Raw genomic sequence first — 19,084 nt, forward strand, 5'->3', positions numbered from 1 at the left:
CTTCCATCCAATCGGTGGCGGAGATGCGCACCAGTAGCGGCAAGTGGTCGGGCAGGGCCGCGCGGGTGTCTTCGGTAACTTCCAGCAGCAAGCGGCAGCGGTTCTCGAATGAGCCACCGTACTCGTCGGTGCGGTGGTTGCTGAGCGGCGACAGAAACTCGTGAAACAAGTAGCCGTGGGCGGCGTGCAGCTCAATTACCTGGAAGCCAGCCTCCAATGAGCGACGCGTGGCTTCCTTGAAATCAGCTCGCACTTTCGCTATGCCCACTTTATCTAGCTCTAGCGGAGCAGGCTCGGTGTCGATAAACGGCTCGGCGCTTGGCGCGACGGTTTGCCAGCCGCCGGCCGTTTCGGGTACCACAGTGCCGCCTTTCCAGGGACTGTCGTGGCTGGCTTTGCGGCCGGCGTGGGCCAGTTGAATACCCGGAACACTGCCTTGGTCAACCATGAATTCATTGATGCGGCGTAGCCCGGCAATGTGCTCGTCTTTCCAGATGCCAAGGTCGTCGGGCGTGATGCGGCCTTCCGGCGACACAGCAGCAGCCTCAGTCAGAATCAGGCCGGCGCCACCCACGGCGCGGCTGCCGAGGTGCACCAGGTGCCAGTCGTTGGCAAAGCCATCCTGGCTGCTGTACTCGCACATCGGCGACACGGTGATGCGGTTGCGTAGCGTGATGCCGCGCAACGTGAAGGGGGTGAAAAGGGCAGACATACTATCGAACAGAAAATGCAGATGAAACGAACTGCATTAACTGCTCCCCGCGCCTAGGGTTTCGCTTATTTCAGGCTTCGTTCAGCTTGTACCTGCCTGTATGCACAGTAAAAACTTGGTAACAAGTGCTATACTCGCCCTGATCCGGTCATTGTGTTGGTCAGCAGCTAGGCCACCAATTAGTGGTGAACGACATGTTACGGCTTGCACCTATGTTGCTGCTTGTCTTCGGCTTAGCTTTTTTCTTTTCGCTTTTCACCTCCTTGGGCTTTGCGTCTGGTTTCGACTTCACTGTTTTGCCAGCCGACTCCTCCATATCCAGTGTCACGCGCGTAGCCGGATTGGGTTGTGGCTTGGGTTGGAGCATAGTGGCCGGTGTACCTTGCGCTTGCAGCACCGGGGCACTGCCTAGCAGGCAAATCAGCAGCATCGGAAAGAACAGTGGCTTTTTCATGCAGATAAGCTTAATTGATGGATGATGAAGCTCTTCGCTAAAACAAGTGGAGTTATCTTAACTGAACATTTGCAATGACACTGTTATTGCTAGTCGTGTTGCATTCGCGGGCTGTTGATTTCAATTATTTCCCTTTGATAGTCAAAGCGTTATCCGCTTCCTAAGATCAAAAAACGAGGTGTGTTGTTCATGGAAACTTGCTCTCTACACCGTGTAATTGGACGGAGAGAAACCAACGCTGGAATGCCAGGAACAACCTTTCAGTAATTGGCAAAGCCATTATTTTCAATTCTGTTCCCTCTGCTTTCCTATCTTACTTCCGGTTCCTGCCCGATTCTGTCGCCCATGTTTGCATTCTCTGAAGAAGCACATCACCTCCTGACGGAAGCCGGCTGGTTTCCGGGGCGCAGCGTCGATACGCATCTTTATCGGCAGCAGGCGAGTCGGTGGCAGCTGTCGTGGCTGCCCGCGGCTGAAGCTTTCTTGCGGGAGTTTGGCGGACTCTCCTGCTACTTCACCCGCCACGACCACAGCACGAGCTGCGTCTTTTTCGAGGTGGAGAAAGGGGCTGCTTTTCCCGATCTGGCGCACCTGCTGCTCGAGTACAGCCTTCGGGTGCCGCACCAAACCTTGAGTGTTGTGGGCCTAGCTTACTCCGATCCGCTGTGTTTGCTCATGGACCAGGCAGGCACTCTTTACGGCGCTTTTGCCGGTGGCTTCTACCGTATTGCTAGTGCCGGGGCACCGGGGATAGAAGCTATTTTGCTGGACTTACCCTTCGACGAAATGCTGGCGACAACCCGCTAGCCTACAGTTATTTATCTGTGATACTGTCCGCTGCCTGAGGTGTTAGCGCGAGCTTTGTGCGCGCCGCTTGCTGCTACCTGGCCGGCTGGCCCCCGTATATTTCCTCATGATTCCGCTTATCCATCATACGCCCCGCCTCACGTTGTTGGCGGCCAGCCGGGCTCTGCTCACCGCCGAGCTGCACAAGCCCCGCTACTTTCCCATATTACTCGGCGCCGCCCTCCCCGCCGACTGGCCGCCCGGCGAATACGACGAAGACGCCATGCACTTTTTCCTTGACCAACTCACGGCCGGGGGCCGCACTGCCGCTGGTTGGTACGGCTGGTACGCCATCCGCAAAGCCACGCCCACCACGCCCAAAACGCTTGTGGGTGCCGGCGGTTTTATGGGCCCGCCCGACGCCAGCGGCACCGCCGAAATCGGCTACTCCATTGCCGCCGACTGGCGCGGCCAGGGTCTGGCCACCGAACTGGTAACTGGTCTGATCGAGCAGGCTGCCAACACCGGCATGGTACGCCGCCTGGTGGCCCATACCCTCCCCAATAACCCGGCTTCTCAGCAGGTCTTGTTAGGCAACGGCTTCCAAGCTGCTGGCAGCGACGCGGAAGGCCGGCTGCGCTTCGAGCGGCTGGTGGAGCCGGAGGCACTTATTCCACTATAACCTTTTAGTTCCGCCTTGAAACTTACCGCCTGGCAACCTGTCTGGTGACTTTTATAAACCGGAACCGGGTAGGAGTGGCTAATAGCAGTCTTGTACTTCTGTAAAGCAAGCGCGATTTATTATCTTACTTGCTGTGAGTCAACTGCTTCACTTGCTACTATGCCACCTTGGTACACTTTACGGCCTTTATCTGCTTGGGAGCTACTGTCGGCCTTAGTAGCTGTTGCGACTGCTCGGCCGGTTTTAACTATTCCGAATTAAACTTTGCTTTCTCAGCGGATAGTTTGGGAGGAACAGGTTTTTGCCGTGGTGAGCTACGGAAGGCCTACCTGGTAGCGTATGCCCAACCCGGTTTTCAGGGCCTCAGGGATACTATTCGCCAGAGGTCAGCCAGCACGCCCCTAATAGCTACTGAGTCCCTTTTTCCGGTTGACTACTCATTCCGTGCAGCTCCGCATGCTGCTCTATTTTCACTTTATGCGCCTCCAAACAGTAGTTACCAGGTAGTTGTACCAGCATTAGGCCGCACCTACGTAATCGATAACGTGTCGCAGGTATTTGCGGATCGAGAAGACGACGACTGCAATTGCGACGAAATAAAAGAGCAGAGATTTACAGTCGATGGTCGAGCTAAGGTCATTGACCGACAAGCTATTGTTAGGCCAACCCCTACGGTTTTAACTCGCTAGCACACCCATGAAAAAGACTTTTACCCCTTGGTTGTTTGCTAGCTTATTTTCCGTTGCAGTTCAGGCTCAAACTGCGACTCCTATCCCACCTAAACCTAGCAGAACGGCATCAGCACTAAACGACCAGACGCTGGTAATAGATGCCAGCGGCTCGACCATTCCGGCCGTTATTTGGCGCGGCATGCTCTCTAGCGGCGAGTACAAGCTGATGTCGGCTCCAGAGTATTCCGAGGCTAATCCGTCGTATCGACTGGTGGCGCTGACTGCTGTCGAGCGGGAAAAGGCGTTGGCGCGGGTACCGCCTCCAAAGGAAAGTCCGTTTTTCACCACCGGACAAGTTCTAGCGCCCTTTAAGCTGCGCGATTTGAATGGCCGCAAGTTTAATAGCCAGGAGCTGGCGGGCAAAATAGTGGGGCTCAACTTCTAGTTTATTAACTGCAGCCCTTGCCGACGCGAAATTCCCGAAATGAACTTTTTAGTGGAATACTACGCCAACCGCGACGTGGTGTTTCTGGCCGTGGCCCTGGATGAGCGTGAAGCCATCAAGAAATTTGTGCAGCAGAGACCCTATACCTACTCTTTGATGCCAGCGGGCAATATGTAGCGCAGTAGTACGGCGTCACCTCTTTTCCAACCAACCTCATGCTGGACCGGCAGGGCAAAGTGGTATTTCACGCGCAGTATCACTCCAACATAAAACACTACCTCCAGCAAGCTATTGACGCGGCGAAGTGAACGGCTGGTTACAGAACACTTGAGAATTAACCCTCTAAGCTAATTGCAACTCGCACGCACAAGAGAGAAGAGTGGGGAAGTTTCTAAAAGCCTCCTCGCTTTCCTAGGTATCAAGCTCAAATGGGCGCGTTTTCTTACCGCATGGCCTTCGCCTTCGGGCGTTCTTCCTTCGAATGCGGATACTGCGGATCGAGCTTCTTTAGGGTGTCGCGCAGGGCACTGGCTACGGCGTAGGCTTTGTACCAGTTCTGGTCGGCGGGAATTAGCTGCCAGGGGCAGGTGCTCGGGTTGCAGTGCTCGAACACGTCTTCGTACACGGCGCGGTACGCCGGCCACTGCTTGGCTTTGCCTTCGTCACCGGCTTCGTATTTCCACTGCTTCTCGGGGTCGGTGATGCGCTCTTGCAGGCGCTGGCGCTGCTCTTCTTCCGACACGTGCAGGTAGAACTTAAGGATCGTAGTGCCGGCCTGCTGCAACAGCTTCTCGAAGTTGTTGATGGCCACAAACCGGCGCTTGGCCTCCTCAGCCGTTACTTGGCCCGATACCCTGGTTACGAGCACGTCTTCGTAGTGGGAGCGGTTGAAAACGTGAATCATGCCCTTGGGCGGCACTTGCTGATGCACGCGCCACAGAAAGTCGTGGGAGAGTTCGAGTTGGGTTGGCTCCTTGAACGAGTGTACTCGCACGCCCTGCGGATTGAGGCCACTGAATACCCGCCGGATTAGGCCGTCTTTGCCGCTGGCGTCCATGCCTTGCAGCACAACTAGTATGCTGCGCGTGTTCTCGGCGTAGAGGCGGTCTTGCAACTCAATCAGCTCCTGCTTGATGCTTTTCATCTGCCGCAGCGTCGCGGTTTTGTGGAAGCCAGCGGGGGCACGGCTAGGTAGCTTGGTCAGGTCGGGAGTTTTCATTGGTTTTTTGTTTTTGGTTATTTGTTTTTCGTTGGTCTAGTGGACAGTAGCGTCATTTTCCGCCAAACCAGCATGGCTAACGAAAAACAAAAGTCCGGCTATTCCGGGTCGTACTTTTTCAGCACCAGCGGAAAAATTATCAGTTCCCCGTAAAACGCACCGGCCACAGCAATGGCGGTCAGCAAGCCGAAAAGCTGTACGGTTTTCAACGAGCCCAGGGTCATGACGGCGTAGCCCAGAAACAAGATCAGGCTGGTGAGCACGATGGTGGGGCCGACGTGGGCAATGGTGGTGAGGCGGGCCGCGGCGGGCGTCAGGCCAAGGCGGCGCTGCTGCTGATAGCTGTACACAAAGTGGATGGTATCATCGACGCAGAGGCTAAGCACGATAGAGGCAATACTGGCCGTGGCCGTATCCAGCGTAATATCCAGCCAGCCCATGGCGCCCAGCAACACCAGCACCGGAAACAGGTTGGGTATAACGGTCAGCAAGGCCAGCCGGAAGCTGCGAATAAACAGCCAGGTCAACCCGAAAACGAAGACAAAAGAAAGCAGCAAACTATTGGTTTGGGAGCTGGTGACGTAGGCCACAATACCGGCGTACATCGGCTGGTAGCCCGCCGGCCGCACCGTCGCCACCGACCCAAGCGTAGCTGCCGCAACCCCAAGCAGCGTATCCATCTTGGCCGTTAGCTGCCGCGCCGACAGCATCGCGCCCGACACCGTCACCCGGCCGGTACCGGAAGGAGCGTGAATGAACTGGCGGGTTAGGGCGGGGTAGTCAACTTCCAGCTGGTGCTGCACCCGGCGCAAAGTTCCTTGGCTGCCGCGTAAGCGGCTGGCCTTGAGGCCATACTGCGCCTCCAGCCCCGCCTCATACAAAGCATGAAACCCAACTACCTGCCCCACGCCCGCCAGCTGGCGCACCGAGTCGGCAAAAGCAAAAGTGGCTTGTACCACGGCGGTGTCGGAAAGTGCATGGCCGGCCTTGGGCTCGATGAGCAGCTCCAGCGGCATATACGGCCCCCAGGTGGCTTCGATGGCGCCGTGGTCCTGCACCACTAGGTTGTCGGCGGGCAGGTAGCTAATGGTGTAGGTATCAGAGCGCAGCCGGGGCAGGCCAGCCACGAAGGCCAGTATCAGCAGCCCCGATAAGATTCCGAAAAAACGCGGCCGAGCCAGCAAGTAGTTGTAGAAAGCTACTAGCTTGTGCGCGGCCATTTGGGTGGCCTGCGCCGTGCGGGCCGGCGCTTTGGCCAGCGGCAGCAGCAGCACACCCAGCACGAAAGTGAAAAACAAGCACAGCGCAATACCAAGCGCGGCAAACATTCCGAAGTTCTGCAGAATAGCCATCGGGCAAGACAGCAGCGCCAGAAACCCCGCTACGGTGGTGAGCATGGTGAACAGGCAGGGCGCGAATACGTTCTGCAATGCCTGCAAAGCATCCGTACGGGCCGAACTGGCATCGGTGCGCAGGCGGTTCCGCTCGTTGATGACGTGCATGGAATCCATGATGCCCAACAGAATCAGGATAATGGGCAGCAGCACCGTCATCAGGTTCACCCGGTAGCCCAGCGCCCCATACACCCCGAAAGTGACGTAAGTAGCCAGCCCCACCACCCCCAGCGTGTACAGCAGCAGCAGCAAATTTCGATAAATCAGCAACAAAACGCTGAACATCAGCAGATAGCCTAGTCCCAGGAACAGCCCAAAGTCGTGCTGAGACAGGGCGTTTAAGCCCGCGTAGATGATGCCGACCCCGCCTAGGTGGGCCTGCTTTGGCGTGAAGTGCCGGTAAACCACTTGCTGCACCTGCGTCAGAATCTCGCCGCGTCGGTTGTCGAAGTCGGGGAGCTGGCGCAGCTGAATCAGGAAGCGGGCCGTTTTGTAGTCTTCGGTAAACAAGCTTTGGCGCAGGGTGGGCAGCGGCTGCAAGGCCTGCCGGACCTGCGCCGCGGTGGTAGCGGGTTGCAGCAAGGGCCGGGTGCCGCTCATCAGGCCGCGCACTGGCAGGGCCGCATTGCCTGGCCCCGTCACGCCCTCCACCGCCGACAAGGCTTCCAGCTCGTGGGTCAGGGCGGCAAAGGCCGTTAAGTGGCGCGGGGCCAGAACCGACTGTTCGTCGTGCACCACCAGAATCACTACCTCGTCGTTGCCGAAGCGCTGTTGAAATGCGTGATAGGCTTGCAAGGCCGGATCGTCGGCCAGAAACCAGGCCGCCAGATTGTTGTCTACCACCAGAGCTGCCCGCACGCCCGGCCACAGCGCCGCACACACCACCACAATAACAACAAGCAGCAGGTAGCGGAGCCGGTGTAAGTAAGGCATTTTTGTAGTTTCTGGTTGCTTGTTTTTCGTTGCTGCTTGTCAGGCAGCTAGTTGAAGCCGTTTTAAGAGCAAGGTTGGTTTTGTCATGCCTGATCTTTTTCGACCGGGAAAGACTCTCTTAGCTACCCGTCTGCAACTCATTAATACTCACTAAACTTCTTAAGTAGCGCATCGATTTGACTACTAACAATCAAAAAGCTAGAGCTTGATTACCACCAGGATAGCCAGGTAGCTGGTTAGCATAAACAACGATACCAGCAGCTCGGCGGCGCGCAGCAGCTTCTCCCGAGGCCGGATGGTTGCCCGCCCGTACACCAGCAGGGTGAGCGTAAACAGCACCGCCAGCAGCCCGAACGACCACGCACCCGCTTGCAGCTGTAGCAGCAAGGCGCTTTGCACCGCTATACCGCCCGCCAGCACCAACAGCACCGCCAGTATGGCGCCCCGGTAGCCCATAGCTCGCGAATACGAATCGATACCGGCACGTTCTGCTTCGGGGGCTCTGATTTTGCGGGCAATTTCGAAGGCGAAGCCCCCGAGCAAGCTCAGGGCCGCCAGCATGAAAAAGCGCGCCGACAGGGGCCATGACGGGCGGTAGCTCAACCACAGCCAGCCGATGAGCAAGGGCATAACAAGCATGTGGGTGAAGGCGTAGAGCACCAGTCGCTTTTTCAGGTAGTAACTCACCCAAAACTCGTAGCGCATCAGCAAACTGTAGCCCAGAGTCAGCAGCCACCCGCCCACGGCCACCGGCCCCATGCCCAGGCTCCAGCTTAATTCGCCGAGCGCGCCGAGCCAAGCCAGCAACTGAAGCTGGCTTAACGTCACGCGGCCGGACTGGAGCACGCGATGCGGGTGGTTGAGGGCATCGGCCGCGTAGTCCTTGATTTCGTCGAAGACGCGCAAACGGAAAAAGAACGAGATAGTAGCCAAAATGCCCCCCACTTCGCGCCAACCGAAGGAACTCACTGCCCCATCGGTACCCGCCACCGACCACACCGTCAGAAACAACACAGCAAACAACCCCATGTTGACGGGCGGAAAGCGCTGAGCGAGATAGGCAGCAAAGTGACGGAGCATGAAGGAAGTTTCTGGTTACTAGGTATCGGTAATGAGTTGTAGCTTGTCAGTCGAAGCTGCTTCAAGAAATGAAGTCTACCAGAACGGCCTGCTTAATCTGGCGTCCGTTTACCGAAGCATCCTTCCTGCTGACGTTGGAACAGAAACCGTCATGCAGAGCATGTGGCGCATCAAGCCAGGGTGCGCCACATGCTCTGCATGACGTTCTATTTCTTATTCCTTTCATTCTTCCTTCTCCTTTACACTTCCCGCTCGAACAGCGCGTAGCGGGCTACTTCGGCGGGTAGGCCGTCGGTGAAGTGGAGGGAGAAGTTGTCGGAGCGCATCAAGCAGAAGATAATCTGCTCGTATAGCTCCCGGAAGGACAGCATACCATAGGCGCCTAAAGAGTTCATCAACTGTTGATTGCGGAAATTGGGGTGGACGCCTATGGTTTTGGCTAGCAGGGTTTTCTGCGGTAGCAGTGGGTAGTCGCGCTCGAACACGGGCGGTTTTGCGCCTAGGTGCAATGGTGCGTAGTTGGGGTGGCACAAGCTTAGCGCCACGAGTTGGCCTCTGGTTCTTTCGCGCAGCAGCACCGACGTATGCGGGCAGAGCTTGGCTGCGTATTCGGGGTTGTAGAGCAGCATGAACTGCGCTTCGGGAATGGGCTGGTAGGCCGGGTTAGCACTGAAAATCTGCTGCACCAGTTCGAAAAGCTCGGGCTCGTATTGGCGCCAGGTGGTGGGCGTCAGAGGAATAAAATCATAGGGCAAAGTGCTCAAAGCGGCCAGTAGGCTGGCTTTGTCTTCGTAGACCGTGGGCACGGTAGCCAACTCAATGAGGCGGCTCTCGAAGGAAAGCACGGGGGTAAAGCCCAAGCGGCTAAGGAGTTCAGGGTAGTAGGTTGGGTTGATGGGCTCTTTGTCGAAGTAGCTCCAGGAAGGCGGCGCTCCAAGCCGCAGGCGGTAGCTATGAAACGTGTTGAAATTGAGCGGCCCTTGCAAGGTGCGGTAGCCTCGCTGCCGGGCCGTGGCGCTGAGTTGCGCAAAGGCCTCCTGGTTTAACGTTAAATCAGAAGTGGTTTCCCAATAGCCGAAGTACGCCGTGGCACCGCCCACCGGGAAAATACCAACCAGCCGCAGGTGCTCATGGTCGGTATACACTACGATGTCGTTGCGCGTGGCCTCCAACTGAAACAGCCGCCGGATGGCCGATTCGTCCTCGGCGGGCCAGTAAGGAAGGAACTGATACACCCGGTCGGGAATCTCAAAGAAAGAAGCGTCGAGAGAACCGGTAGAAGCAAGTGGCCGAACAACTATCATGCGGGTAGAAGCTGAATTTCACCGGTTTCGCCGTTCAGGCTAATGCGCTGACCGGTGGTTAGGCGCTTGGTTATGGCGGGCACGTTAATGATGGTAGGGATGCCTAATTCCCGCAGTAAAATCACGGAGTGCGAGAGCGAGGAGCCTTTTTCAATGATGACGCCCCGGCAGGTTGGGAACAAAGCGGCCCAACCGGGGTCGGTACGCAAGGCACATACAATTTTGCCGGTCACGCGCAGGTCGTGGCCGGGGTCGGTGATAACTACTACCTCGCCCTCGGCCACGCCAGGGTAGCACCCGGTGCCGAGCAGTACGCCCGAGTCGGCGGCGGGTACCGGCGCGGCCGTAACCGGAGGCGAAGGCACCACCACCCGGGAGGGCACGTCGGCGAGGGCATAAAGCTCGAACTCGCGGCGACGCTGCGCCGTCAGTGGCTGTAAAGCATCAGCAGGAGAACCAGTTAGCGCCGCTACGATTTCCGGTTCGGTTAGCCAGAACACGTCTTGCGCGGTGGTGAGCTGGCCTTGCCGGACCAGGTAGTCGCCCATGGCCAAATACAACGCCCGGTACATGCCAAAGAGCCGGGTGCGTTCCAGCCGCAGGGCTTCGCGGTAACGAATAGCGAGCTGTAACTTGCCTAGATTGGTGCGTAGCCGCCACCGAAACCAGCGCCCTCGCGTGGCCAGGCGCTCAGCTAGCTCTTGTTCGGCCAACTCGTGCAGGGCACTAGCCGGCTCGGCGGCCGGGGCGGGCGGGGTCAGCAAGAAGTTGCGCAGGTACTGGTAAAACACTGCTGGCTTCACGCGCATAGTGGCCGTTTCCAGCTTCAACTCGCCTACAGTCCGGTCGCCGTACTGGTTGATAAATTCCTGCACGGCCTCATGAAAAGCGGGAGCTAACTGCGCCACTTGCGCGTGCAGGTCGGGCGGATTGCTTGAAATCAGCTCCCGTAGCGCTGCCTGCGGCCACGCTTGCCGGGCCAGGGCCTGCAGGCGGTGCGTAGGCAGCGTACTGGCCACCTGCTGGTCGCCCGACAAATACCGGCTCAGAAAATCATCGGGCTGCGTTAAGCCGAGCTTCTTCAGGCTGCGCCCCACATTGCCGTTGGTTGTCATCACGAAGAAGTCGTTGATGATGGGCGTGGTCCAGTTGCCGAGCAGGTTTGCATCGAGTTGAGCTTTCTCGTGGAGTAGCGCCTCGGCGCTGAGCGTAGTCAGCGGCAGCGCGTAGAACCGCTGGTAGTGCGCCTGAAAGTGCTGGTGGAAGGTGGGAATCCGGGTCTTGAGCTGCCGGAAAGCACTCAGCAGCCGGAGCAGATTGACTGCCAGGCCCGGGAGCAGTGCCAGCTTGGCGCGTAATGTCTTCTCGTGGGTGGTCACGAAATCTACTGGTTCTTCCAGACCCATCATGCGCTCCATATCGGCCTTGTTTTGGCGGAAAGAAGGCAGGAGTTGCAAGCCCCGGTACCAGTTGTTGATGTTGTAGTAGATGCGGCCCTTCACCAACCCGAGCAGCTGCGTGACTACCGTTTCGTGGGCGGCAATGCGGGCCGGGGGCAGGCCGAGCACGCGCATGGTTTGGCGGTACACGGTGGCGTAGGCGCGTTGAGCAAAGCTGAAGGTGAGCGGCGTTGTTACGCCGCAGTAGCTTTCCTGAATGTTGGAGTTATCATAAACCACCACCTCCGGAATGGGCTGCGAAATGGGCCGCGCCTGCACCAGCCACACCCGACCTGCCTCCACCACAAATTCGATGTCCTGAGGCCAACCAAAGGCGCGCTCCAGGGCAGTGGCAGCCTCGAAGAGCGTGGTTAACTGACTTGGCGTTAAACAGGCAACGTGCTGCTGATTTGCTGGCACCTTGCTGGTTTGCAGACCGTTGACATCCGTGACTTGCTGAAACTGCTCGGCCTTCAGGGCTATTTTACTGCGAGTAAGTAGGCCGCTTCGTTTGTCGAAATAAAATTCGTCGGGTTCTAGCTGGCCACCTACCAAACCTTCTCCGAAGCCCCACACGGCGTGAATGGCCATTTCCTGCGGAAACTCCGGAAACGTGGAAAATAGCACCCCGCTGGCTTCGGCCGCCACCTGCCGTTGAATGATGACGGCGGGCCGGGCCGCCAAGGTGAGCTGCTTCTGCTGGCGGTAGGCTACCGCCCGCTCGGAGTAAGCGCTGGCTGCGCACCGCCCAATGGCCGCCCACACCGCCGCTTCCGACGTCAGATTCAAAAAGGAATCCATCAGGCCCGGAAACGAAGCGCCCACACCATCCTCGTCGGCCACCGACGAGCGCACCACCACCGGCCGCGCCGGAAACTGCCAGTCCGCCAGAATTCGTGTAATAGCCTGCTGGTCAGCGGCGGGCAGCACCCACTGTTCTAGCTGCTGGCGTTGCTGCGCCACGGCGGCCTCGTCGGGGTTGGAAGGCAGGGGGTGCAGCGCCGCATCGAATACCTCGGCCGGCACCACCAGAAAATCGGGGACGCTCATGCCCGCCGCTTGTAACCGGTAAAGGCCATGGGCTTTATGGCCAATGGTGTAGCGCGTAAAGGCAGCGGGCCGCTCGGCCCCGGTCAGAATCATAATGATTGGTGATAAGTTGATTGCTGATTGATAACGGTTGACGGTCATGCTGAGCAGAGGCGCAGCCGGAGTCGAAGCATCTTAGTAGTGTGGTAACCTCAACGAAGCAGTAGAGATGCTTCGGCTTCGTTGCACTGCGCGGACGCCAGATCAAGCATGACGGGTAGTTTGGCAACGTCAGCACGCGAGATGCTTCGACTCCGGCTGCGCCTGCGCGGACGCCAGATGAGCATGACCGTTTTAATTGTTATTGCTCATTTCATTCACCTACCCAAGTGGCTGCAGTTGGGCTAGCGTATCGAAATAGCTGTTCACGACGCGGGGCAGGAAGGGATATGGGCTGACCGTGTGGGCCATCAGGTAGAGGCCTAAGCGGTGCAGGCCAAAGTCGAGGGCGGCGTAGCTGGCTTCGCGGCGGAAAGCTTCGGCATCGGCGTAGCGGCCGGTGTGGTGGTGCAGGGCTTGGCGGTAGTGCTCCAGATACGTTAGTCGCAGGTGGTAACGGTCTTCGGCCAGCACAAAGCAGAGCAGTTCCACCACGTCGTACACCGGGACGTGGTAGGTGGCTAACTCCCAATCATAGGCGCACAGCTGCAGCTCGTCGCCCTGGTTTCGGAAGCAGGTGTTGCGCGGGTTCAGGTCGTTGTGAACCAAGGTTCTCAATTGCTTTTCCTGCCAAGCCCAATACCCCGGAATCTGTTGGATAGCAGTGCGCAGCAAGGCGGTGCGCGAGGGCGTGTACAGGTCGGGGAAGTGGGTGGTGGCGTTTGTCAGCAGGGCGCTCCAAAGCGGCGTAAGCTCCTGCATGTAAGCTTTCGAGGGCTGGTCGGGCCACTGCGACTGGTGGGCAGCGGTAGTTATGAGGTGGCGAGCGTGCCAGTGGGCCATCTGGTTTAGCGCAGTGCGCAGGTGCAGGTCAGTCCAGGTGTGCGGGGCCAGTACCGAGTTCAGCAGCGTCACTTCCTGCAAGTACTCCATCAGCACGCAGTAGATTTCCGCCTCCTCATTTATATAAGTACCCCAAATGCGGGGCATCAGGCCGGCCGCGGGCAACTGGTACACCGCCAATTCGCGCTGATGAGTGTGCTGGAAACCCGTGCGCGTCGCGAAAGCCGGGTACACGTCGGCCAGCTCGCCGCCGCAGGCCTGGGCCAGGCTGCCAAGCATCGCCGAGATTTCGCGGCCGTGGGGTTTCACTTTCAGCACCATGGCGTGTTGCTGCGTCTGGCCCCCGATTTCCAACGTTACGGTCAAGCCAAAGTGCCCGATGGTTTGCGCGCACTGCCCCGCGGTAAGCGCCACCAGGATGCTGGCCGAATTATCGAGCGCCAGGGGCTCCACCGCCAGCACGCTGGCCGCTTTGCCAGAAGCCAGGGGCCACAGCATTTCCTCTAGAAAAGCAGGGCTCAGAAAGTTGATTGCCGTTAAGCTACTCATGGTGGACTACTCGTTTAGTGATAACAGAGGATGACCCGGCCAGCCGCGAATCCAGCACCCGCACGTTCCGGAAATAAAAGCAGGCTTCCTGCCCCGACAAACTCTCGGAAACCACGGTATCCACGGGCAAGGGCGTGGGGGTTTGCGGGGTGACGGCTCCTTGGTCTTGGAGCAGATTCCAGTACACCACCCGCAACGGCCGGCCCCCGGCGGCAAACAAACGGTGCGCAATGCGCTGAAATTCAGTTGAGCTAGTGTACTCGAAGATGTTGGAGAGGCTAGCCTTGGTGACATCCTGCCCCGCGGGGCAACACAGAAACTCCACGGCCTCGCCCGTTACCAAGGTTAGCTTGGGTAGTTGCTGGCGCAGCACCTCGTAGTGCTGTGCTTGGTAGCAAGGGGGCAGCAAGCTCTCGGGCAGATTTTCCGACCCGAAGAAAAAGAACCGGAAGAAGAAATTGTCACGCACCAGCTCCGTGCTAAGCGTTTCGCGCAACCGATTATAGAAAGCTTCCCCGCCCGACTCCTCGGCGTAGCGGAACAGGCGCGGGTCGCGGCCCTTGCTGAGGTTCACTTCATCGAAGTACTCAATGAACTGCTCCCGAAACGACGTAGCCTCCAGCACCTGCGTGAAATAAGCGTACTGCACGGCCACGCTCTTGAACTGAATAAGCCGCCGTACTTTGCGCTGAACCGCAGGCGCCAGCGTAGACAAAAAGCCCGTGAGGTAGCTTTCCAACCGGCCCGCCGCCAGCAAACCCGGCGGGTGCACCCTGAAAAAAGCTTCCCAATAGCCTCGCTCCGGCACGGGTAGCGTTAGGGCGAGCTGCTGCCAGGCCGCGGCCACCGCCTCGGGCCCGGCCAAGCCTAGTATACCCCGCAATACCCCATGCTCGTGGTATTGAATGATGTGCAGCTTGAGTTGCACTAGTTGGATTTGCACTGGATTTAGGTCGATGGCCGTAACCTGGCGCGGCTTTTTCAACAAGGCATTCAGGGCGTTACAGCCGGCCGAGGCTACCACTAGCACGTGGTCGGTGGGCCGGATGGCCAGGGCCCGGTACAGCGTGTGGCTGTCTTCCCACACCAAAGAGTAGCGGATACGGTCGAGGGCGACGTTGCAGAACTCGGATTCCATGTTAGCGGAGCTGATGGTAGAGAATCTTGGAATAATGGCGCGCATCGACGGGCAGCGTGGCGCGCAAATGAATGGCCTGACAAATGGAAGCCGGAAAGTTTTTGGCGAGTAGCTCGGTCACTGTTTCGTGCGACACGGTGCCTTGCACGAATAAGGTGAAGCCGGCCTTGTCGGCCCGGGCGGCGACCCGCTCTACGCCCGGTAAGTGATAAAGCAGGTGTTCGAGTTGATAATGCTGCACCCCCTGATGCAGCCGCTCGTTGCCCTGCCGGCCCGTCAGATACAACTGGCCTTCTGCTACATAGCCATAGTCGCCGGTGCGGAGCCACTGGCCCGGCGCGGGTGTAGCTACGTGCGCGCCCCGCACCCACAGTTCCCCCACCTGCTGGCTGGCCGCGGAACCTCGCTTGAGTTGCCCCAATGGCTCGATTCGCCACTCCAGGCCCGCCTGAATGGCGCCCACGCAATAACCCGCCAAAGGATTGGGGAGGGTCGGTAGCACGGGCCGAACCGCAATAGGCTCTGCCTCCGACGAACCGTAGATAATGTGGATGGTGGCGTTGGGAAAGAAACAACGCAGTTCCTGCGCTAACGGCTCGGGCACTGGGGAGCCGCCAATGCCCACCGCCACCACGTGCGGCAGCAACACCGGGTGTTGGTGCAGATACGCCAATAAAGCCCGGAAATAGAAGACATTGCCAGTCAGCGTTTGTACCCGGTGCTGTACCAGCTGCGCCACCAGGCGCGCGGGGTTTAGCTGCGGCAGGTTGCCCCAAGGCAGGTCGGGCAGCACGCTCACCACACCGGCCGCCAGATTGTGCAGCAGGATGTTCGGAAACAACGGAAAATCGCGCTGCCCCGGCCACGGCGGAAACACGGTTTCAATGGCTGCGTGTTGCGCTTGTAGCACCTGGTGGCTGCGCCGGATAGACTTAGCCGTGCCCGTAGAGCCCGAACTGTGCGACACCAGCGCCGGTTGCTGCGCCGACACCAGACTCGCCGTCCAGGGCGCTACCGCAGCGCCGACTGGTGCCGTGCCAGTACATACCCGAACGCCCAACAGCCAAGCGGCCACCCGCACCAGCCGACCCGGTACCGCCCCCACAACCACCATTCGAATACCTAACCGGCGCACCAGCCGAACCACCGTACCAAGCGCAGCCCCCGCGGGCGGCAATACCGGAACAGCCCCTAGCGCCATTACCGCCAGCAACGCGCAAATCAACTCTATACTCACGGGCAGCGCCAGCAGCACCGCATCACTGGTGCCGACTCCTTGGGCCAGTAGTTGCGCCCGGTAAACTTCAACCCGCCGCAGCACCGCACCGCCCGTATAGCTATCTGCTGCCCCCGCACCCCCAGCTTCTGCCGGCCATACTATGCATACCTCGTCGAGCTGACGGAGCAAAGCGGCATGTATGAGCTCGAAGTAGTTGTTGTTCATGTGTTTGCGCAGGACAAATAACCTTGCTGATGATGATTGCGAGCCTAGTGTAAGTTATGGTCAGGCCAGTATCAAGGAGCCGACGGCGGTACATTGGTAGGTTGGCTTATCTGGTAGGAAAAGTCTCTAGTAAACGACAGATCCGCTAACTAACCTTTCAAGTAATTCGACTTTTACCCTTATCGGATTACTCACGTAAACCCCAAGTAATCAATACATTGATTACCATCAATTCCGACTTTCTGCCTGCAACTATTCGCTACCTGCATCGTGTTCTATACATAACTTTAGCTCCTCGCACGCGCCCAGCGTCTAAGCCACTCTTTGCTCAATAGAGAAAAAGTTGACGGCAGAAAGCTGCTCTGCTTTGAGACTATCGAGAGGCCTCGGGTTGCAAGTGCCGGCGGCAACAGGAGGAGCCCTGAAAGAGCATGCTTACCAGCCTAATTCGGGCCTGAAAAGCTGACGCGGCTTACCGACACAATGGCCGGAACAGCACAAATGATGGGCTTAACACCCTGCCTTTCTGTCGGGAGCCACTGTTCTAAACCGCCTCTTATTTGTTGGTACAGCGTTTGTATTAACCCTTGTGTAACTACGAAAGGAGACACAACCAATGAACCTGATAAGCAGAGAATTTATTCGCAACATGGCCCCGCAGCTTGACCTACTCAACACGTTGGGTGGTGGTATTGCGCAAGCCCAGATGCGAATCGACAAGCTGAAGAAAGGCGTGGTTATTCGGGTAGCCGCTCCGTCTGTGAGCCCCGAGAATATCCACGTTGTACTCAACAACAGCCGCATGACGGTATTCGGCGAATTCCGCCACCAGCCAGAGGATCAACTGGCTGCCCCACTTTTCACGCGCGTCCTCGACCTGCCCGCCAACCTGGACTTGTCGCGTATTGATGCCATCCACGAAGCCAACGAGCTGCAAGTGCGCATTCCGTACCTGGACCCTAGCAGCCAGCAGCGCGAAATCGAAATCAAGCAGCGCTAATCACCGCGCTTGCCTATAACGCCGGGACCGACCGGCACCCTTTTTTGACAGCCACTGCCTCTTGCAGTGGCTTTTTTTTGCCCTTTCCTTTCGGCCTGGAAAGTTGAAACCTACCGCTAACTAAACAGCGGAATCAGCAACAAAAAGCTCATCAGCAGCGACAAGTAAAACCAGCCCATTACCTGGCCCCGATACCGCCGCGGCAGTTGGTTGCTGAGCGTGAGCACAGCCACTACAACCAAGGTTAAGTGCAGCAGCAGAAACACCACCGTTTTCACCCAATTGGGCACGATGGTGTTTTCGGCCTGAAACTGGTCGGCCATACCAAGCGGCGACGTTGCCCACCGCAGCAGATAATACGCCACCGTTTCGAAGGCAACGAAAAGCACGAAGCCTAGCAGCAGGGCCAGCGGACCAGATTTCTTAGTAACATCGGCCATAGCCTTAGGTGAAATTGTGAAGGGTGAAGTTGTGAATTTTTGCTTGTGCCGGGCACGTCAACTCGCCATTTCCCCTTTCCAAAGCTTCACTTTTTAGTTAACTCTGCCGTGCGCGTTTCAATGTAAAGCGCTTCCACTTTGGCGCGCGCCCACGGTGTACGCCGCAGGAAAGTAAGCGTCGATTTTACGCTTGGGTTATCAGCAAAGCAGTTCATGCGCAGCCGTTCATCGAGGCCGTTCCAGCCGTAGCGGGCTTGTAAATATTCAACGATAGCCGCCAGCGTGACCCCGTGCAACTCACGGAGGAGGCGGCCGTTTTCGTCGCGGGCATCAGAAGCGGAGGAGGCTGGTACAGACATAGCGAAGAAAGAAATAAAACGTGGGACAAGGTCGTAAAAAAAGCGGCCATCAAAGACTAGTTTGCTTTGGCAAGGCACTACTTCAACGCGTTCCGGCGTTACTTTTGTCATGCCTACTCTCATGAAAAGCCGCCCTGCTCCTCCTGCGTCTCCCGCCCCGTGGCGTCCGGTGCTCCGCTGGATGGGCTTGCTGCTGTTGGTGCTTACGTTGGTGTTTTACGTACAATACCGGCGCCAGCTGCACCGCCATATGCGGCGCACGTGGGCCTCGTTGATAAGTGGCCACCTGACGGGCCGGGAGAAAACGCCTTTGTTGGCTGGCTACGCCGTACACGGCATCGACGTTTCGTCGTACCAAGGTCGCATCGACTGGAAGGAGGTATCGCGTAACCAGGTGAAGTTTGCCTTCATCAAAGCCACGGAAGGCGTCACGCTGCGTGACCCACGGTTTCAGCGCAACTGGAACGGCGCCCACCAAGCCGGCATGTATCGCGGCGCTTACCACTATTTCCAGCCCACTTACGATGGGGCCCGCCAAGCCAACCTGTTCACCCGCACCGTGCCCCTGGCCCCCGGCGACTTACCCCCAGTGCTCGATGTAGAACACGCCGAGTTTCACGATGTATCCATCATGCGCCGCAACGTGGCGGTGTGGCTGCGGCTGGTAGAGCGCCACTACGGTGTGCGGCCCATCCTGTACTCCAACTACAGCTTCTACAAGCGCTACCTCGCCGGCCACTTCGACAAGTACCCTTTGTGGCTAGCCCATTACGAAGTCGATCAGCCCCGCTTGCCGCGCGAGAAATGGATTATCTGGCAGCATTCCGACGAGTCCTACATTCCTGGCATTCGAGGCGCGGTGGACTTCAATGTTTTCCAAGGCAACTTCCAAAGCCTGCTGGCCCTGCGTATTCCCAAGAAGGTAGCCACCGCCCAACCCGCCCAGCGAAAGTAGCGCGGAAACCAAGCATTATGTAGCTGGACTGTATATCTTTGGCTACTGC

Annotated in this window: 18 protein-coding genes; 6 read left to right on the forward strand and 12 right to left on the reverse strand. The window is 58.0% G+C overall.

All coding sequences use genetic code 11. The annotated features are described in order from the left end of the window. Both VF639_RS16545 and VF639_RS16550 read right to left on the reverse strand, forming a co-directional pair. Positions 1 to 712 (reverse strand): oxidoreductase (locus VF639_RS16545; RefSeq protein ID WP_331147037.1); only part of this gene is annotated, 712 nt, incomplete at its 3' end. Between the two features lie 160 nt (positions 713 to 872). After that, positions 873 to 1,166, reverse strand: coding sequence for a hypothetical protein (locus VF639_RS16550; protein ID WP_331147038.1), 294 nt, complete (start codon positions 1,164 to 1,166; stop codon positions 873 to 875). Positions 1,167 to 1,511: 345 nt separating this feature from the next. Here VF639_RS16550 and VF639_RS16555 point away from each other — a divergent pair, with 345 nt between their 5' ends. From VF639_RS16555 to VF639_RS16570, 4 genes are all read left to right on the forward strand, one after another. Then, positions 1,512 to 1,973 carry an SUKH-3 domain-containing protein gene (locus tag VF639_RS16555; protein WP_331147039.1) on the forward strand — a complete coding sequence of 154 codons (462 nt, stop codon included), beginning with the start codon at positions 1,512 to 1,514 and terminating at the stop codon, positions 1,971 to 1,973. 106 nt (positions 1,974 to 2,079) lie between these two features. Continuing rightward, positions 2,080 to 2,634, forward strand: a complete 555-nt coding sequence (locus tag VF639_RS16560; protein ID WP_331147040.1) for a GNAT family N-acetyltransferase — start codon at positions 2,080 to 2,082, stop codon at positions 2,632 to 2,634. A 696-nt stretch (positions 2,635 to 3,330) separates the two neighbouring features. Next, positions 3,331 to 3,750, forward strand: a complete 420-nt coding sequence (locus VF639_RS16565) for a hypothetical protein (RefSeq protein WP_331147041.1) — start codon at positions 3,331 to 3,333, stop codon at positions 3,748 to 3,750. A gap of 3 nt (positions 3,751 to 3,753) precedes the next feature. Further along, positions 3,754 to 3,927, forward strand: coding sequence for a TlpA disulfide reductase family protein (locus VF639_RS16570; RefSeq protein WP_331147077.1), 174 nt, complete (start codon positions 3,754 to 3,756; stop codon positions 3,925 to 3,927). A gap of 265 nt (positions 3,928 to 4,192) precedes the next feature. On the opposite strand, the gene VF639_RS16575 is transcribed toward VF639_RS16570, so the two are convergent. The 8 genes from VF639_RS16575 to VF639_RS16610 all read right to left on the reverse strand — a co-directional run bounded on the left by VF639_RS16575 (position 4,193) and on the right by VF639_RS16610 (position 16,281). After that, a complete protein-coding gene (locus VF639_RS16575) occupies positions 4,193 to 4,969 on the reverse strand; it encodes a PPK2 family polyphosphate kinase (RefSeq protein ID WP_331147042.1) in 777 nt (258 codons plus the stop codon). Positions 4,970 to 5,067: 98 nt separating this feature from the next. Continuing rightward, entirely contained in the window at positions 5,068 to 7,296 is a 2,229-nt protein-coding gene (locus VF639_RS16580; protein ID WP_331147043.1) for an efflux RND transporter permease subunit, read from the reverse strand. Between the two features lie 198 nt (positions 7,297 to 7,494). Further along, positions 7,495 to 8,376: a UbiA prenyltransferase family protein gene (locus tag VF639_RS16585; RefSeq protein WP_331147044.1), complete on the reverse strand. Its 882-nt coding sequence runs from the start codon at positions 8,374 to 8,376 to the stop codon at positions 7,495 to 7,497. Positions 8,377 to 8,615: 239 nt separating this feature from the next. After that, a complete protein-coding gene (locus tag VF639_RS16590; RefSeq protein ID WP_331147045.1) occupies positions 8,616 to 9,680 on the reverse strand; it encodes a hypothetical protein in 1,065 nt (354 codons plus the stop codon). Continuing rightward, positions 9,677 to 12,262 (reverse strand): PEP/pyruvate-binding domain-containing protein, encoded by a 2,586-nt coding sequence (locus VF639_RS16595; protein ID WP_331147046.1) that lies wholly within the window; start codon positions 12,260 to 12,262, stop codon positions 9,677 to 9,679. Before VF639_RS16595 ends, VF639_RS16590 begins: the two co-directional genes overlap by 4 nt. 267 nt (positions 12,263 to 12,529) lie before the next feature. Next, positions 12,530 to 13,699 carry a phosphotransferase gene (locus VF639_RS16600; protein WP_331147047.1) on the reverse strand — a complete coding sequence of 390 codons (1,170 nt, stop codon included), beginning with the start codon at positions 13,697 to 13,699 and terminating at the stop codon, positions 12,530 to 12,532. Further along, positions 13,692 to 14,837 (reverse strand): DUF3419 family protein, encoded by a 1,146-nt coding sequence (locus VF639_RS16605; protein ID WP_331147048.1) that lies wholly within the window; start codon positions 14,835 to 14,837, stop codon positions 13,692 to 13,694. The genes VF639_RS16600 and VF639_RS16605 overlap by 8 nt, the downstream gene beginning before the upstream one ends. A gap of 1 nt (position 14,838) precedes the next feature. Continuing rightward, entirely contained in the window at positions 14,839 to 16,281 is a 1,443-nt protein-coding gene (locus VF639_RS16610) for an AMP-binding protein (RefSeq protein WP_331147049.1), read from the reverse strand. 649 nt (positions 16,282 to 16,930) lie between these two features. On the opposite strand from VF639_RS16610, the gene VF639_RS16615 reads away from it, so the two are divergent. Further along, positions 16,931 to 17,281, forward strand: coding sequence for an Hsp20/alpha crystallin family protein (locus tag VF639_RS16615; protein WP_331147050.1), 351 nt, complete (start codon positions 16,931 to 16,933; stop codon positions 17,279 to 17,281). Positions 17,282 to 17,397: 116 nt separating this feature from the next. On the opposite strand, the gene VF639_RS16620 is transcribed toward VF639_RS16615, so the two are convergent. Beyond that, positions 17,398 to 17,721 carry a hypothetical protein gene (locus VF639_RS16620; RefSeq protein ID WP_331147051.1) on the reverse strand — a complete coding sequence of 108 codons (324 nt, stop codon included), beginning with the start codon at positions 17,719 to 17,721 and terminating at the stop codon, positions 17,398 to 17,400. An 86-nt stretch (positions 17,722 to 17,807) separates the two neighbouring features. Next, on the reverse strand, positions 17,808 to 18,080 hold the full coding sequence (locus VF639_RS16625; RefSeq protein ID WP_331147052.1) for a VF530 family protein: 273 nt from the start codon (positions 18,078 to 18,080) through the stop codon (positions 17,808 to 17,810). A 109-nt stretch (positions 18,081 to 18,189) separates the two neighbouring features. On the opposite strand from VF639_RS16625, the gene VF639_RS16630 reads away from it, so the two are divergent. Further along, positions 18,190 to 19,035, forward strand: a complete 846-nt coding sequence (locus VF639_RS16630; protein ID WP_331147053.1) for a glycoside hydrolase family 25 protein — start codon at positions 18,190 to 18,192, stop codon at positions 19,033 to 19,035. Positions 19,036 to 19,084: the final 49 nt, after the last annotated feature.

The organism is Hymenobacter sp., assembly GCF_036387835.1.
Classification (GTDB): domain Bacteria; phylum Bacteroidota; class Bacteroidia; order Cytophagales; family Hymenobacteraceae; genus Hymenobacter.

Coding starts and splice junctions, on each gene's coding strand:
- VF639_RS16550 (WP_331147038.1), bottom strand. CDS start 1,166: ATGAAAAAGCCACTGTTCTTTCCGATGCTGCTGATTTGCCTGCTAGGC.
- VF639_RS16555 (WP_331147039.1), top strand. CDS start 1,512: ATGTTTGCATTCTCTGAAGAAGCACATCACCTCCTGACGGAAGCCGGC.
- VF639_RS16560 (WP_331147040.1), top strand. CDS start 2,080: ATGATTCCGCTTATCCATCATACGCCCCGCCTCACGTTGTTGGCGGCC.
- VF639_RS16565 (WP_331147041.1), top strand. CDS start 3,331: ATGAAAAAGACTTTTACCCCTTGGTTGTTTGCTAGCTTATTTTCCGTT.
- VF639_RS16575 (WP_331147042.1), bottom strand. CDS start 4,969: ATGAAAACTCCCGACCTGACCAAGCTACCTAGCCGTGCCCCCGCTGGC.
- VF639_RS16580 (WP_331147043.1), bottom strand. CDS start 7,296: ATGCCTTACTTACACCGGCTCCGCTACCTGCTGCTTGTTGTTATTGTG.
- VF639_RS16585 (WP_331147044.1), bottom strand. CDS start 8,376: ATGCTCCGTCACTTTGCTGCCTATCTCGCTCAGCGCTTTCCGCCCGTC.
- VF639_RS16590 (WP_331147045.1), bottom strand. CDS start 9,680: ATGATAGTTGTTCGGCCACTTGCTTCTACCGGTTCTCTCGACGCTTCT.
- VF639_RS16595 (WP_331147046.1), bottom strand. CDS start 12,262: ATGATTCTGACCGGGGCCGAGCGGCCCGCTGCCTTTACGCGCTACACC.
- VF639_RS16600 (WP_331147047.1), bottom strand. CDS start 13,699: ATGAGTAGCTTAACGGCAATCAACTTTCTGAGCCCTGCTTTTCTAGAG.
- VF639_RS16605 (WP_331147048.1), bottom strand. CDS start 14,837: ATGGAATCCGAGTTCTGCAACGTCGCCCTCGACCGTATCCGCTACTCT.
- VF639_RS16610 (WP_331147049.1), bottom strand. CDS start 16,281: ATGAACAACAACTACTTCGAGCTCATACATGCCGCTTTGCTCCGTCAG.
- VF639_RS16615 (WP_331147050.1), top strand. CDS start 16,931: ATGGCCCCGCAGCTTGACCTACTCAACACGTTGGGTGGTGGTATTGCG.
- VF639_RS16620 (WP_331147051.1), bottom strand. CDS start 17,721: ATGGCCGATGTTACTAAGAAATCTGGTCCGCTGGCCCTGCTGCTAGGC.
- VF639_RS16625 (WP_331147052.1), bottom strand. CDS start 18,080: ATGTCTGTACCAGCCTCCTCCGCTTCTGATGCCCGCGACGAAAACGGC.
- VF639_RS16630 (WP_331147053.1), top strand. CDS start 18,190: ATGCCTACTCTCATGAAAAGCCGCCCTGCTCCTCCTGCGTCTCCCGCC.